Origin of the sequence: Stenotrophomonas sp. FR010, from assembly GCF_047520755.2 — a bacterium.
Taxonomy (GTDB): domain Bacteria; phylum Pseudomonadota; class Gammaproteobacteria; order Xanthomonadales; family Xanthomonadaceae; genus Stenotrophomonas; species Stenotrophomonas sepilia.
In genome coordinates this window covers 18137-32068 of record NZ_JAXBQT020000020.1, presented here as the reverse complement: position 1 = coordinate 32068, position 13932 = coordinate 18137, and the positions used below count along the sequence as shown (strand labels likewise).

Annotated in this window: 13 protein-coding genes; 6 read left to right on the top strand and 7 right to left on the bottom strand. The window is 68.1% G+C overall.

Annotation, left to right across the window (positions count from 1 at the left end; all coding sequences use genetic code 11):
- The first annotated feature begins 1 nt into the window (after window position 1).
- The 4 genes from ACM0PK_RS16645 (at window position 2) to yeiP (ending at window position 2782) form a co-directional block, all read left to right on the top strand.
- Window positions 2-403 (top strand): VOC family protein, encoded by a 402-nt coding sequence (locus tag ACM0PK_RS16645; protein WP_072169000.1) that lies wholly within the window; start codon window positions 2-4, stop codon window positions 401-403.
- Window positions 400-1296 carry a hydroxymethylglutaryl-CoA lyase gene (locus ACM0PK_RS16640; protein ID WP_414607483.1) on the top strand — a complete coding sequence of 299 codons (897 nt, stop codon included), beginning with the start codon at window positions 400-402 and terminating at the stop codon, window positions 1294-1296. Before ACM0PK_RS16645 ends, ACM0PK_RS16640 begins: the two co-directional genes overlap by 4 nt.
- A 100-nt stretch (window positions 1297-1396) precedes the next feature.
- Window positions 1397-2167, top strand: coding sequence for an SDR family oxidoreductase (locus ACM0PK_RS16635; RefSeq protein WP_065196763.1), 771 nt, complete (start codon window positions 1397-1399; stop codon window positions 2165-2167).
- A 48-nt stretch (window positions 2168-2215) separates the two neighbouring features.
- Entirely contained in the window at window positions 2216-2782 is a 567-nt protein-coding gene (gene yeiP / locus ACM0PK_RS16630; RefSeq protein ID WP_005409468.1) for an elongation factor P-like protein YeiP, read from the top strand.
- A 162-nt stretch (window positions 2783-2944) separates the two neighbouring features.
- On the opposite strand, the gene ACM0PK_RS16625 is transcribed toward yeiP, so the two are convergent.
- From ACM0PK_RS16625 to ACM0PK_RS16610, 4 genes are all read right to left on the bottom strand, one after another.
- Window positions 2945-3637, bottom strand: coding sequence for a COG3650 family protein (locus ACM0PK_RS16625; RefSeq protein WP_414607484.1), 693 nt, complete (start codon window positions 3635-3637; stop codon window positions 2945-2947).
- Between the two features lie 83 nt (window positions 3638-3720).
- Window positions 3721-4113, bottom strand: coding sequence for a nuclear transport factor 2 family protein (locus ACM0PK_RS16620; RefSeq protein ID WP_065184948.1), 393 nt, complete (start codon window positions 4111-4113; stop codon window positions 3721-3723).
- Window positions 4094-7243 (bottom strand): multidrug efflux RND transporter permease subunit, encoded by a 3150-nt coding sequence (locus ACM0PK_RS16615; RefSeq protein WP_414607485.1) that lies wholly within the window; start codon window positions 7241-7243, stop codon window positions 4094-4096. Before ACM0PK_RS16615 ends, ACM0PK_RS16620 begins: the two co-directional genes overlap by 20 nt.
- Before the next feature lie 36 nt (window positions 7244-7279).
- Entirely contained in the window at window positions 7280-8428 is a 1149-nt protein-coding gene (locus ACM0PK_RS16610) for an efflux RND transporter periplasmic adaptor subunit (RefSeq protein WP_065196766.1), read from the bottom strand.
- Between the two features lie 129 nt (window positions 8429-8557).
- On the opposite strand from ACM0PK_RS16610, the gene ACM0PK_RS16605 reads away from it, so the two are divergent.
- Complete coding sequence (locus ACM0PK_RS16605; protein ID WP_005416361.1) at window positions 8558-9274, top strand: response regulator; 717 nt, start codon at window positions 8558-8560, stop codon at window positions 9272-9274.
- Window positions 9274-10350: an ATP-binding protein gene (locus tag ACM0PK_RS16600; RefSeq protein ID WP_065177603.1), complete on the top strand. Its 1077-nt coding sequence runs from the start codon at window positions 9274-9276 to the stop codon at window positions 10348-10350. Before ACM0PK_RS16605 ends, ACM0PK_RS16600 begins: the two co-directional genes overlap by 1 nt.
- Here the strand turns inward: ACM0PK_RS16600 and ACM0PK_RS16595 are convergent.
- The 3 genes from ACM0PK_RS16595 to ACM0PK_RS16585 form a co-directional block, all read right to left on the bottom strand.
- Entirely contained in the window at window positions 10328-12124 is a 1797-nt protein-coding gene (locus tag ACM0PK_RS16595; RefSeq protein WP_414607486.1) for a DUF7844 domain-containing protein, read from the bottom strand. The two genes, ACM0PK_RS16600 and ACM0PK_RS16595, sit on opposite strands and share 23 nt — an antisense overlap.
- A 40-nt stretch (window positions 12125-12164) precedes the next feature.
- A complete protein-coding gene (locus ACM0PK_RS16590) occupies window positions 12165-12464 on the bottom strand; it encodes a DUF2388 domain-containing protein (protein WP_065196996.1) in 300 nt (99 codons plus the stop codon).
- A gap of 62 nt (window positions 12465-12526) precedes the next feature.
- A complete protein-coding gene (locus ACM0PK_RS16585) occupies window positions 12527-13915 on the bottom strand; it encodes a D-2-hydroxyglutarate dehydrogenase (protein ID WP_049441183.1) in 1389 nt (462 codons plus the stop codon).
- Between the last annotated feature and the right edge of the window lie 17 nt (window positions 13916-13932).

Here is a 13932-nt window from a genome sequence, read left to right as displayed (position 1 = left end):
CATGCTCGATCATCTTGGTTTGACCAGCGCCGACCTGGCGCGCAGCAGGACCTTCTTCCTGCAGGCACTGGCGCCGCTGCAGATCGGCGTGGTGATGGAAGTGACCGCCGAACAGACCGGCGACCACGACCACGTCGGCTTCGGCAGCGACGGCAAGCCGTTCTTCTGGCTCGGCAATGGCGGCACCGCCAGTCACGGCGTACACGTGGCCTTCGCCTGCGCCAGCCGTGCGCAGGTGGATGCCTTCCATGCCGCCGCGCTCGCCGCCGGCGGCCGCGACAACGGCGCGCCGGGCCTGCGCCCGTGGTATCACCCGGATTACTACGCGGCCTTCGTGCTCGACCCGGACGGCAACAACATCGAAGCGGTCTGCCACCGCCCCGCCGATGGGGCCGCCGCATGAGCGATTACGTCCGCATCGTCGAGGTCGGCCCGCGTGACGGCCTGCAGAACGAAAAGCAGTCGGTGTCCACCGCCGACAAGATCGAACTGATCAACCGCCTGTCGGCCACCGGCCTGCGCAGCATCGAGGCGACCAGCTTCGTCAGCCCGAAGTGGATCCCGCAACTGGCCGACGCCGCCGAGGTCTATGCCGGCATCCAGCGCAGGCCGGGTGTCCAGTACCCGGTGCTGGTACCGAACGAACAGGGCTACGACCGCGCCCGTGCGGTCGGCGTCGAGGAGGTGGCGGTGTTCACTGCCGCGTCCGAGGCGTTCAACCGCACCAATACCAATGCCGGCATCGACGAGTCGCTCGCCCGGTTCGAGCCCATCCTGCGCCGCGCCGCCGCCGATGGCGTGCGCGTGCGCGGCTACGTCTCCACCGTGCTCGGCTGCCCCTACCAGGGCGAGGTGCCGCTGGCCGACGTGGTGCGCGTGGCGCGCGCGCTGCACCAGATGGGCTGTTACGAAATCTCGCTGGGCGACACCATCGGCGTCGGCACCCCGCGCAAGGCACGGGCGATGCTGCAGGCGGTGGCGGCCGAGATTCCGATGACGGCACTGGCCGTGCACTTCCACGACACCTACGGCCAGGCCATCGCCAACATCGCCACCTGCCTGGAAGAAGGCGTGCGCGTGGTCGACAGTGCCGTCTCCGGCGCCGGTGGCTGCCCGTATGCGAAGGGCGCCAGCGGCAATGTGGCCAGCGAAGACGTGGTCTACCTGCTGCAGGGCCTGGGCCTGGACAGCGGCGTGGACCTGCCGGCACTGGCCGAGACCGGCCGCTGGCTGGCCGGCCTGCTCGGTCGCGCCACCGCCAGCCGCACCGGGCAGGCGCTGGCCGCCGCAGGTTGACCGCCGCACTGCGTCGCCCTGCTGCGGCGGCGCAGTGCACAACAGCGACGGTCGCGGCTTCCGTTAGAATCGGCGGTTCTCGAACCTGCAGGACCGTTCAATGCAGCTGTCTTCCGTACGTGCCGTGATCACTGGTGGCGTCTCCGGCCTCGGCCTGGCCGTGGCCCAGCACCTCGTCGCCCAGGGCGGCAAGGTGGCCCTGTTCGATCTCAACGACGACAAGGGTGCGACCGCCGTTGCCGGGCTGGGTGCCGACAACGCCCGCTATTTCAACGTCAACGTCAGCGATGAGGCCGCCGTGGCTGCGGCCATCGACCAGGCCCACGATTTCCTCGGCGGCCTGAACGTGGCAATGAACTGCGCCGGCATCCTCGGCGCCGGCCGCGTGCTGGGCAAGGACGGCCCGATGCCGCTGGCCGGCTTCCAGGGCACGGTGATGGTCAATCTGGTCGGCAGCTTCAATGTCGCCAAGGCCGCGGCCAACCGCATGCAGCACAACGAGGCCGGCATCGATGGCGAGCGCGGGGTGATCATCAACACCGCCAGCATCGCCGCCTATGAAGGCCAGATCGGCCAGGCCGCCTATGCCGCCAGCAAGGGCGGCGTGGTGTCGATGACGCTGCCGATGGCACGCGAACTGTCGCGCTTCGGGATCCGCGTCAATACCATCGCCCCGGGCGTGTTCTGGACGCCGATGGTCGATGGCATGCCCGAAGCCGTGCAGCAGTCGCTGGCCGCCTCGATCCCGTTCCCGTCGCGCCTGGGCAAGCCGGAAGACTTCGCCAGCCTGGTCGGCTTCATCCTTGGCAACACCTACCTCAACGGCGAGACCATCCGCCTGGACGGCGCTACCCGCCTCGCTCCGAAGTGATTCCCCCGGGCGCCGGGACGGCGCCCTCCCCCAACGACCTAGATCACCATGAAAGCCAACGACATCAAGAAGGGCAACGTCGTCGAGTACAACAACGGCGTGTACCAGATCCGCGACATCGAGCGCAGCTCGCCGCAGGGTCGCGGCGGCAACGTCCGCTTCCGCTTCATCATGTACAGCGTGCCGGGCGGCAACAAGCTCGACGCCAGCTTCGATGCCGACGACAACCTGGTCGAGGTCGAACTGCTGCGCCGCCAGTCCACCTATTCGTACAAGGACGGCGATGCCTTCGTGTTCCTCGATGACGAGGACTACACCCCGTACACCCTGGACGCGGACGTGATCGGCGACGACGCCGGTTACATCACCGACGGCCTGACCGGCATCTACGTGCAGGTGATCGACGAGCAGCCGGTGGCGATCCAGCTGCCGGCCTCCGTGGTGCTGGAAGTGATCGAGACGCCGCCGGAACTGAAGGGTGGCACCGCCACCAAGCGCCCGAAGCCGGCCAAGCTCAACACCGGCATCGAGATCATGGTGCCGGAGTACATCGTCAACGGCGAGCGCGTGCTGGTGAACACCGCCACCGGCGAATTCGCCGGCCGTGCCGACTAAGCACCCTGCGCCGATCGTCTGCCGATCACTGCCTGCGGCACGTTCGCCGCAGGCAGCAAGCAGCGCATCGCTGACAGCAGTTGTGTAGAGCCGAGCCCGCGCTCGGCTGCGGTGGGTTGGACAGGTACTACAGCCGAGCGTGGGCTCGGTTCTACAGGTAACTTACGGCTGCTTCGCGCCGAAATTGCCGCAGCCGTGGTACTGGCGGGTACCGACGGTCAGCATCGCCTTGGCCTCGAATGCCTGGCCGCTCATGTCATCCTGGCAGCTGGTGCGCTGGAAGCTGAGCTTGACGTCGGTGCCGTCGGACGCCTTTCCGCTCCATCCATCAGCGCCCTGGGTGGGCTTGGCCACGTCAAAGCGGCGCTCGCCGTAGTCAACTTCCACCTGCAGGCCCGGCATATCGCCATCGACGACTGCAAGCCATCCGGGTTCATTGCCGGTGGCACGGAACGCGGCATTGCCGGCGCTGCCATCGCCTTCGGTGGCTTCCACCGCATGGCACTCGCGATCCGGCTCGCCCTTCAGGCTCAGCAGGCCATCATCGCTACCCTTGGTCCAGAAGCTGTTGCCAAGGCCATCGTTGTATTTGGCGCCCGATGCCGCGCGCTCGGAGGTCATGGCGAAGCCACGCTCGCCGATCACCAGCGTGGCAGCATCCTCGCCATTGAAGGTCGCGACCACACTCAGATCACCACACTGGTAGGCGGTCTCGCTGCCACCTTCCGTGTTGGCGCTCGGCTGCGGCGTGGCAGGCGGGGCGTCATTGCTGCCCGCCGCGGGTGCCTGGGCCGGCTGGCACGCGGCCAGGACCAACCCCAGGGAGGCTGCCAACAGACTGGGTACTACACGCATGGCTCGACTCCTTGTCGACACTACAGGAATGCTCGACCCTACCACCTCGCGGTGAGCGGGGCCTGAAAACGGCCTGACCGCACTCATGCGGCCAGCACCGCCATCGACAGCAGCTGCGCGCCACTGCCGCCGGAACTGCAGGTCCAGACCCGCAACAGGCGCAGCTTCAGTTCGCGCTCCAAGCCCTGCCGCCACACCGACATCCGCACGTCGCTGGACAGCAACGCCAGACGGCCACACAGCAGCGTTTCCACCGCGTGCAGCTGCAGGCTTCGTACCTGCAGGTCTCCGGCCAACCAATCACCCAGCCACGGCAGATCGAGCATGCGGCCACCGTGGCCGTCCATCAGGAACAGGGCCGGCGATACCAGCGCGTTCAACGCATCGTGATTGTTCTCCAGCAGCGCTGCGCACAGGCGCTGTTCCAGCGCCAACAACTGCTGCTCATGCAGATCTTCAACGATGTTCCGTTCCATCCACGGTTCCTCCCGGCATCGGCCGGCGCCTGCGCAGGCGCTGCGCGATCCACTGCCGCGCGCCCTGCACCACTACATAGAAGACCGGCACGAAGAACACCGCCAGCACGGTCGCACTGACCATGCCGCCGAACACACCGGTTCCAATCGCCTGCTGGGTTTCCTTCGACGCGCCCTGCGCCAGCATCAGCGGCACCACGCCCAGCGCGAACGCCAGCGAGGTCATCACGATCGGGCGCAGGCGCAGCCGCGCCGCCTCCAGCGCTGCTTCAACCAGACCGCGCCCCTGCTGCTGCAGCTGGCGCGCGAATTCGACGATGAGGATCGCGTTCTTCGCCGACAGCCCGATCACGGTTATCATGCCGACCTTGAAGAACACGTCGTTGGGCATGCCGCGCAACAGCACCGCGGCGACCGCGCCAAGCAGGCCCAGTGGCACCACCAGCAGCACCGCCAACGGAATCGACCAGCTCTCGTACAGCGCGGCAAGCACCAGGAACACCACCAGCATCGACAACAACAGCAGCCACGGCGCCTGCGCCCCCGACTCACGCTCCTGCAGCGACTGGCTGGTCCACTGCAGGGCAAAACCGGACGGCAGCTTTTCGGCCAACCGCTCCATCTCCGCCATGGCCTGGCCGGTCGACACGCCAGAGGCCGGGGCGCCGGACAGGTTCAGCGCCGGGAAGCCAAGATAGCGCTGAAGCTGCAACGGCGCTTCGGTCCAGTGCGGGGTGACCAGCTCGGACAACGCCACCATGCCGCCCTCGCTGTTGCGCACGTACAGCTTCAGCACGTCTTCCAGCTCCATCCGGTGCGGCGCATCGGCCTGCAGGATCACCTGCTGCAGCCGTCCCTTGTTGGGGAAGTCGTTGACGTACTGCGAGCCCATGGCTGCCGACAGCGTGCTGCTGATCTGCTCGAAGCCCACGCCCATTGCCTCGGCCTTGGCCCGGTCGATGTCCAGCCGCACGCTGGTGCCGGCCGGCAGGCCATCGGCATGCACCTCCGACAGCAGCGGGCTGGCTTCGGCCAGCTTCAGCAGCTGCTGCAGGGCCGCGCGCAGTTCGGCCTGGCCCTGCCCGGTGCGCGCCTGCAGCGCCAGCGAGAAGCCGGACGAACGTCCCAGGCTGTCGATCGCCGGCGGCATCACGCTCATCACCTCGCCCTCGGCAATCGTGGCCATCGCCTTCTGCGCGGCCTCCACCTCACCGGCCGCAGTTGCGCCTGCGCGCTCACCCCAGTCCTTCAGCATGGTGTAAGTCAGCGCCGCACTCGGGCCGGAACCGGAAAAGCTGTAGCCGAGGATCGACTGATTGGAGCCGATGCCCGGACGCGAGGCCACGTGCCGTTCGTAGGCTTCGACCACGGCCAGCGTACGCTCGGCCGTCGCCTCGGCGGGCAGCTGGATCGAGGTCATGAAATAGCCCTGGTCTTCTTCCGGCAGGAATGCGCCCGGCAGCCAGTGCAGGCCCAGCAGCAACGCCGCCACCAGCGCGGCGAACACGCCCATCACCCGCCCGCTCCGCTGCAGCACCGTCGCCACACCACGCTGGTAACGCCCGGTCATCCGCTCGAAGCCGCGGTTGAAGGCGCCGAACAGCCCGCCGCGACCGTGATGGCCGTGGTTGGCCTGGCGCAGCAGGGTCGCGCACAGCGCCGGCGTCAGGCTCAGGGCCAGCAGCGCCGAGAACAGGATCGACACCGCCATCGCCACGGTGAACTGACGGTAGATCGCGCCCACCGAACCGCTGGCGAACGCCATCGGGATGAACACCGCGGTCAGCACCAGGGTAATGCCGATCACTGCGCCGGTCAGTTCACGCATCGCCTTGATGGTGGCCTCGCGCGGCGGCAGGCCCTCCTCGGCCATGATACGTTCCACGCCCTCGACCACCACGATCGCGTCGTCGACGATGATGCCGATGGCCAGCACCATGCCGAACATGGTCAGCACGTTGATCGAGAAGCCCAGCGCCAGCATCACCGCGAACGTACCCAGCAGCGCGATCGGTGCGACCAGCGCCGGGATCAGCGTGTAACGCCAGTTCTGCAGGAACAGGTACATCACCGCGAACACCAGCAGCATCGCCTCCAGCAGGGTCTGCACTACCTTCTGGATCGAGATCTTCACGAACGGCGCGGTGTCGAACGGGATGCTCGCTTCCACCCCGCGTGGCAGCAGCGGCGCCAGCTCAGCCATGCGCTCACGCACCGCCGCGGCGGTACGCACCGCGTTCGCGCCCGGGCGCAGCTGCACGCCGGCGGCGGTGGCTGGATGGCCGTCCTCGCGGGTGCCCCAGGCATAGCTCTGCGCGCCCAGCTCGACGCGGGCGACATCACCCAGCACCACCCGTGAACCGTCGGCGCCGGCACGCAGTACGATCGCCGCGAACTGTTCCGGCGTGGACAACTGGCCGTCGGCACTGAGCGGCACGGTGATGCGCTGGCCTGGAACACCCGGCGAATCACCAATGCGTCCTGGCGAAATCTCCAGGTTCTGCTGTTCGATGGCGGTTGCCACATCGCCCATGGTCAGGCCGTAGCCGGTCAACCGGGTCGGGTCCAGCCACACGCGCATCGCCTGCTCGGCACCGAACAACTGCACGCGGCCGACGCCATCGATACGGCGCAGCTCTTCGATGATGTTGCGCGCCATGAAATCGCCCAGCGCCGCCTCGCTGACGCTGGCATCGGGCGAACGCAGGCCGACCAGCATCAGGAAGCCGGAATCAGCGGCCTCCACGAACAGCCCGTTCTGGCGCACGCTGCGCGGCAGCCGCGGTTCGATCGCCTTGATCCGGTTCTGCACGTCCACCTGCGCCAGCTCCGGATTGGTGCCGGGCTTGAAGGTGGCAGTGATCGACGCTTCGCCGGACGCGTCCACCGACGACTCGAAGTACAGCAGGTGCTTGACGCTGGACAGCTCGCGCTCGATCAGGCCAACCACGGCATCATTCAGCGTCTGCGGGCTGGCACCCGGGTAGCTGGCATAGATGCTGACGCTGGGCGGGGCGACTGCTGGATAGCGCTCCACCGCCAGCCGTGGGATCGCCAGCACGCCGGCCAGGATGATGAAGATCGCCAGCACCCAGGCGAACACCGGGCGATCGATGAAGAAACGTGCCATGTTGGATTTCCCTGGAGGGACCGGCCCCGGAAAGGCTCAGCCCTTGCTGCCGGCCTGCACTGCACCGGCGCTGGCGACCGGCATCTGCCAGTCGCGCGCATCGACCACCACGCCTTCCTGCAGGCGCTCCTGGCCCTCGACCACCACCTTCTCGCCGGCCTTCAGGCCCGTGCGCACCAGCCACTGGCGATCGACACTGCCGTCCACTTCCAGCGTGCGGATCACCGCCTTGCCGTCGGCGCCGATCACCCAGGCATAGGCCTGGCCACCGGCGCTGCGCAGCACCGCCTGCTGTGGCACGGTCAATGCACTGGCCGGCGCGCCACGTGGCACCCTCGCGCGCACGTACATGCCGGGCAGCAGCTGCCGCTGCGGGTTGTCGACCAGGATACGCAGGATGACATCACCGGTTCGCGCATCGACATTGATGCCGGAGAACAGCAGTTGGCCGCGTTCGGGCAGTGGCTTGCCGCTGGCACCGATGATCGTCACCGGCAGCTCGCCGCCACCGGCGGCACTGCGCTGCAGAGACTCCAGCTGCGCCGCCGGTTGGCGCACATCGACGTAGACCTGGTCGATCTGCTGCACCACCGCCATCGGCTCGGCATCGGCCACGCCCACCAGTGCGCCTTCGGTCACCAGCGCCTGGTCGATGCGGCCGGCAATCGGCGCGCTGACCGTGGCATAGCGCAGGTCAAGCTGGCGACGGGCCAGGATCGCGCGCGCTTCGTTCACCGCGGCACGGGCCTGTTCGTACTCGGCACTGGCATCGTCGCGATGCTGCTGGCTGACGGCCTGTGCGGCGGCCAGTGCATGCAGGCGCTGCGACTGCACGCGGCTGCGGCCCAGCGCCGCTTCGCTGCGCTGAAGGGCTGCCAGTGCCGAATCAACATCTGCACGGAACGCCGCCGGATCGATCTGGAACAGGGCCTGGCCGGCGCTCACTTCTGCGCCCTGGTCGAACAGGCGGCGCTGCACGATGCCGCCCACCTGGGCACGGATCTGTGCGGTGCGCACGGCAGCCACGCGGCCGGGCAGTTCGTCATCGCGCTGTACCACCTGCGGGCCGACGGTGACCACGCTGACACGCGGTGCGGCTTCGGGAGTGGCTTCGGGGGTTGAGCAGGCCGTCATGGCCAGGGCGAGGGCCGCGATCAACGCGACCGGAGTCCTGAAGGTTCTCATTGCTGTGCACAATGCCGCGCAGGCGGCGGATAGGTTCTGAAGCGCGCAGTGTGCGTGGCAATGATGGGGTTTCGATGGAGGAACTGTGGAGATACGATGGAGGCAAGCACCTTACGGCCCCGCCCCTGCATGCATGCCTCCCCCGCCCTCGCCGCCCTGGTCCTGATCGTCGAGGATGAGGCCGAGATCGCCGATATTCTCAGCGCCTACCTGGAACGCGAAGGACTGCGCACGCTGCGCGCGGCCGATGGCCATAGCGCACTGGACCTGCATCGCAGCGCCCGCCCCGACCTGGTCCTGCTCGATGTACAGCTGCCACGCCTGGATGGCTGGAGCGTGCTGACCCAGCTGCGCCAGCGTGGTGAGACGCCGGTGATCATGCTGACCGCGCTGGACCAGGACCTGGACAAGCTGACCGCGCTGCGCATGGGTGCCGACGACTACGTGGTCAAGCCGTTCAACCCGGCCGAGGTGGCGGCGCGCGTGCGCGCGGTGCTGCGGCGTACGCTGCGCGCCTCGCGCGTGGACGCGCCCACTGCGCTGCGCGTCGGCCCGCTGCTGATCGACTCGGCCACCCACGCCGTGCACGTGGAGGGCGAAGGCTATAGTCACGAAGTGCTGCTCACGCTCACCGAGTTCAAGCTGCTGCACTGCATGGCGCTGGCACCGACCCGCATCTTCAGCCGCAGCGAGCTGATGCACGAATGCCTGCCGGAAAGCGAAGCGCTGGAGCGCACTGTCGACAGCCATGTCAGCAAGCTGCGCCGCAAGCTGGACGAAGTGGGCATGGTCAATGTTCCGGCCAGTGTGCGCGGCGTCGGCTACCGGTTGATGGCTGACCGCTGATGGCCCGACTGCGCCGTTCCGGGCTCAGCCGCCACATCATCGTCTCGATGTCGCTGATGGTGATCGGCGTCATCGTGATGATGATCCTGTCGTCGTGGCTGCTGTACGCGGTGCTGGTCGAGTTCTTCCCCGGAAGTACCGAAGAGCCGGAAAGCTGGTTGCCGACCGGGCCGGAGCTGGCATGGATGGTGGGCGTGATCCTGACCGGCCTGGCGCTGGCCATCGCCGCCTCGTTCCGCCTCGCCCACCGCATCCTGTCGCCGTTGAATTCGCTGGTGGACAGCGTGCGTGCGCTCGCCAGCGGTGACCTTGGGGCGCGCGCCAACGTCGAGGAGAATTCGCCGGGCGAAGTGGCAACCCTGGTTGAGGACTTCAATGCGATGGCGCGCCGCCTGCAGCACATGGAGAGCGAGCGCGCGATGTGGCATGCGGCCATCGCACATGAGCTGCGTACTCCGGTGACGATCCTGCGCGGCCGCCTGCAGGGACTGGCCGAGGGCGTGTTCCAGCCGGACGAGTCGCAGTTCCGCAGCCTGCTCGCCCAGGTCGAAGGGCTGTCGCGACTGATCGAAGATCTGCGCGTGCTGAGCCTGTCCGACAATGCGCGGCTGGACGTGCGTCGCGCACGCACCGACGTGGTGGCCGAGGTGCATTCGGTGATGACGCTGGTCGACCCGCAGTTCCGCGCTGCGGGCTTCGTGCTGGAACTGGAAACCAGCCGCGAGGAACACAACGCGCACTGTGATCCCACGCGCCTGCGCCAGGCGCTGCTGGCGCTGCTGGAAAACGCGCGTCGCTATGCCAGCCCAGGCAAGGTGCGCATCGCCGTGCATGACACGCCGGGCCATGTGCAGGTGGCCATCGAGGATGAAGGCCCGGGGATCGATCCCGGACTGCATGCCGACATCTTCACTCCGTTCATGCGCGCCGACGGCTCACGTTCGCGCCAGGGCGGTGGCAGCGGGCTTGGCCTGGCGGTGGTCAAGGCCATCGCCGATGCACATGGTGGCCGTGCCTGCTGCACGCCCGGCAGCTGCGGCGGCAGCCGTTTCGTCATCGAACTGCCGCGCCAGTAGCCGGACCAGCGGCCTGCGTGCGCAGGTGTGCTCCCAGCGCGGCCAGATTGGCGTCGATCGCATCCATTTCCTCACGCTGCTGCGCCGGCAACTGCTGGCGAAGCTGCACACGCAATGCCTGCCATGCCGGTACCGCCTGCGCACTGGCAGTGGCCACGGCCGCAGACAGCAGTACCTGCTCGTCGCCCAGCGGCAACCCATAGCCGCCGTCCTGCAGCAGCGTCCCCGGGCGCAACCACTGCCCACTCTGCGCCAGCAGGCCGCGCAGGCTGCGGGTTTCCGCGCTGTCCGCAGCAGCCAGCAGCTGCCGCTTGAGCACATCGCGTGCCCGCAGCTCGGCACGCCGCTGTGCGGCCTGTTCCAGCAACAGCAGGCCGGCACTGGCGCGCAGGTCGCCCTTCAGCAGCCACGGCGCCCGTTGTTCCGCCGGCAGCTTCAACCAGCCGCGCACATCGCGGGCGGGCAGGCTCAGCTGGGTCGCCGCCACTGTGAACAACTGCTGGTAGTGGTCGCGCGCGGAAGCGAAGTAATACCCCTGTGCCTGCGCGGCGTTGCGGTCCGTGAGTACCCGCTCGTCGAGCATGCCCAGCCGCGCCAGCCGGCGCTTGAGACCACGCGGACTCAGCTGGGCCAGCCCGGCCTCGCCCAGCCGCGGCACTCCGGCCTGCAGCAGCTTGGCGGTCTCCACCGCACAGTTGTTGCTGACGAAGTAATAGCGCCCGTCATAGCTCCAGTGCACCTGGGCGGTGCGCTCGAGCAGGCTGGCGATCTCATCGCGCTGCAGCCGCAATGGCAGCGACTGCAGGCCGCGCAGTTCGACCTTGGTGTACTCGTCCACCACCTGCTGCAGCGGCAGCACGAACAGCCGCGACGGGTAGCCGCCGGTCAAGCCGCGCCAGTTGGATATCTGTACGTCGCCCACGAACGCGCGGAAGGACAGCACGCGATGGTATTCAAGATCCAGCCGGCAGTCCGGTCCCGGCGCGCGCCCGGGCCTGCAGATCACCAATCGCAGCATGCTGTGGCCCCAGCGGCTCATCGGCTGCGCGCTGCCTTCGGCGAACAGGTAATCCACGGCGTAGACACGCGCGGGGTCGAGCTGCAGCAGCGATGCCGCCCCCTCTTCCGATTCGGCCTGCAGCAAGGGCAACGCGGTCGCGCAGTGCGACTGCGGCAGCGATGGCGGGCTTCCGAAATGGGCCTGGTACCACCGCGCCAGTGCCGGGCGCCGGCAGGCGAACTCGCTGTGGAGCACGAAATGCTCGGCGTTCACTGCCAGGTACTCGGCCGGGTCCTTCAGTTCATACGCATCGGGGCTGCGGTCACGGAAGTCGTTGTCGCCACGGCCGAGATGCCAGGGCTTGCGCTGCCAACCCGCGAGGTCACGCCATCGCATGCTCTGCGACCAGTTCGCACCGCCACGGTCGGCGACGTGCGTCAGTTCGTGTACCAGCGCGCTGCGGCGTGCGCGCCGGGCGCCCGGCGCACTGTCGCCCAGCAGACTCCGGCGCAACGCGATACGGCCAGCGAAGGTGCGGCCATGCACATCGGCCGGCAGGTCATCCGTCCAGCGCACCCGTACCTGCGCCGGCAACGCAGCCAGCAGGCCGTCCGGCAATAGTGACTGCACGTCGGCCAGGGTCTGGCTGGCGAGCCGCTGCTGCGCCGGATCGAGACCGGACGGATCAAGCTGCAGGCGATCAGCTGCAGACGCGACGTGGGCGGTCAGCAGTAGAGCCACGCCAAGCGTGGCGGCGTTCCGTGCAGATGTCATGGAATTGCCGGCCAGCGGCCGGCACTACCCGAAGGCCGGATCAACGCGCCAGCAGTGTGCGGGCCAGTTCCAGGTCGCTCTGCTGCTGCGCGGCGGCGCTCTGCTCACGCAGGTGGGCCAGTGCGGCCTGCAGGCGGGCGCCACGGATCTGGCCGTCGCTCGCAACGAACGCAGCGGCATCGTCGCGCGCGGCCAGCACCACCTTGTCGTCACCCGAGCTGCTGCCCGAGGAGCCGGAGGAAGCACCGGTGGCAGAACCGGCCGAGGTGCCGGCGAAGCTGGAAGCAAAGCCGGCCAGCGGCAGGGACAGCAGGGCGAGCAGTAGAAGCGGACGGGTCATCGGTTCGAAGCCGGTTGTGAGGATGCGTGGAGCGTAACGGGTGCGTGAAGGATTTGCCCGGCTCAGGCGTCAAACAGCTTGCCGGGATTCAGCCGCGCTTGGGGATCGAACGCGCGTTTGACCGCCTTCATCAGCGCGATTTCGGCCGGGCCGCGGGTGCTGTCCAGGTAGCCCTTCTTGACCAGGCCGATGCCATGCTCGGCCGAGATGCTGCCATCGAAACGCGCCAGCACCTGCGCCAGCAGCTTGGTGACGTGCTCGCACTGCGCCACGAAATCGGCGTCACTGGTGTCGTCGGGCTTGAGCACGTTGATATGCAGGTTGCCGTCGCCGATGTGGCCGAACCAGACCACGTCGAAGTGCGGGTAGGCTTGCCCGATCAGCGCCTGGGTCTCGGCCAGGAACGCCGGCATCGCCGAGATCCGTACCGAGACGTCGTTCTTGTAGGGTTTGTAGCGCGCCAGCGATTCGGTGATGCCTTCGCGCAGGCGCCACAGCTGTGCGGCCTGAGCGTCGCTGGCACTGATCACCCCGTCGCTGACCCAGCCGTTGCCCATGCAGTCCTCGAAGGCCGCCATCGCCGCCGCTTCCTGCGCTTCGTCGTTGGCGGCGAACTCGGTGACCACGTAGTACGGGTGCACCTCGTCGAACGGCGCCTGCGCGCCGTGCGCCAGCACATGTTCCAGCGCGCGGTCGGTGAAGAACTCGAAGGCCTGCAGCTGCAGGCGCGCGCGGAACGCGGCGAACACCTGCATCAGCACTTCGAAGCTGGGTACGGCCAGCAGCATCACGTTGCTGGCCGGCGGCGGATCGGTCAGCTTCACCGTCGCCTCGACGATCACCCCCAACGTACCTTCCGAACCAATCAGCAGCTGGCGGAAGTCATAGCCGCTGGAGTTCTTGATCAGGCCCTTGTTGAGCTCGAGCAGTTCGCCACTGGCGGTGACCACCTTCAGCCCGGCGATCCACTCGCGGGTGTTGCCGTAGCGGATCACGCGGATGCCGCCGGCATTGGTGGCGATGTTGCCGCCGATCGTGCACGAGCCGCGCGCGGCGAAATCCACCGGGTAGATCAGGCCGTGGTCCAGCGCGGCGTTGTGCACGGCTTCCAGCGGCATGCCGGCCTGCACCACCAGAGTGCGGTCGACCGCGTCGTAGGCCAGTGCCTTGTTCATCCTCTCCAGGCTGAGCACCAGCTCGCCGTTGGCCGCCACCGCGCCACCCGAGAGGCCGGTGCGGCCGCCCGACGGCACCACCGCCACGCCCTCGGCGGCACTCCAGCGCATCACCGCCTGTACCTCCTCGACCGTGGCCGGCAGTGCGACCGCCAACGGCGCAGGCGTCCAGCGCCGGGTCCAGTCGCGCCCGTAATGCTCCAGGTCGGCCGGGTCGGTCTTCAGCTTCAGGCCGGGACAGGCCTGCTGCAGCGAGGCAATGCGGGAATCGGTCATGACGGTCCAGCGCGGGG

Excerpts from the sequence above, each read along its gene's own strand:
- ACM0PK_RS16585 (WP_049441183.1), bottom strand. The coding sequence starts at position 13,915 with ATGACCGATTCCCGCATTGCCTCGCTGCAGCAGGCCTGTCCCGGCCTG.
- ACM0PK_RS16615 (WP_414607485.1), bottom strand. The coding sequence starts at position 7,243 with ATGGCACGTTTCTTCATCGATCGCCCGGTGTTCGCCTGGGTGCTGGCG.
- ACM0PK_RS16640 (WP_414607483.1), top strand. The coding sequence starts at position 400 with ATGAGCGATTACGTCCGCATCGTCGAGGTCGGCCCGCGTGACGGCCTG.
- ACM0PK_RS16635 (WP_065196763.1), top strand. The coding sequence starts at position 1,397 with ATGCAGCTGTCTTCCGTACGTGCCGTGATCACTGGTGGCGTCTCCGGC.
- ACM0PK_RS16620 (WP_065184948.1), bottom strand. The coding sequence starts at position 4,113 with ATGGAACGGAACATCGTTGAAGATCTGCATGAGCAGCAGTTGTTGGCG.
- ACM0PK_RS16645 (WP_072169000.1), top strand. The coding sequence starts at position 2 with ATGCTCGATCATCTTGGTTTGACCAGCGCCGACCTGGCGCGCAGCAGG.
- ACM0PK_RS16610 (WP_065196766.1), bottom strand. The coding sequence starts at position 8,428 with ATGAGAACCTTCAGGACTCCGGTCGCGTTGATCGCGGCCCTCGCCCTG.
- ACM0PK_RS16595 (WP_414607486.1), bottom strand. The coding sequence starts at position 12,124 with ATGACATCTGCACGGAACGCCGCCACGCTTGGCGTGGCTCTACTGCTG.
- ACM0PK_RS16625 (WP_414607484.1), bottom strand. The coding sequence starts at position 3,637 with ATGCGTGTAGTACCCAGTCTGTTGGCAGCCTCCCTGGGGTTGGTCCTG.
- ACM0PK_RS16600 (WP_065177603.1), top strand. The coding sequence starts at position 9,274 with ATGGCCCGACTGCGCCGTTCCGGGCTCAGCCGCCACATCATCGTCTCG.
- ACM0PK_RS16605 (WP_005416361.1), top strand. The coding sequence starts at position 8,558 with ATGCATGCCTCCCCCGCCCTCGCCGCCCTGGTCCTGATCGTCGAGGAT.
- ACM0PK_RS16590 (WP_065196996.1), bottom strand. The coding sequence starts at position 12,464 with ATGACCCGTCCGCTTCTACTGCTCGCCCTGCTGTCCCTGCCGCTGGCC.
- yeiP (WP_005409468.1), top strand. The coding sequence starts at position 2,216 with ATGAAAGCCAACGACATCAAGAAGGGCAACGTCGTCGAGTACAACAAC.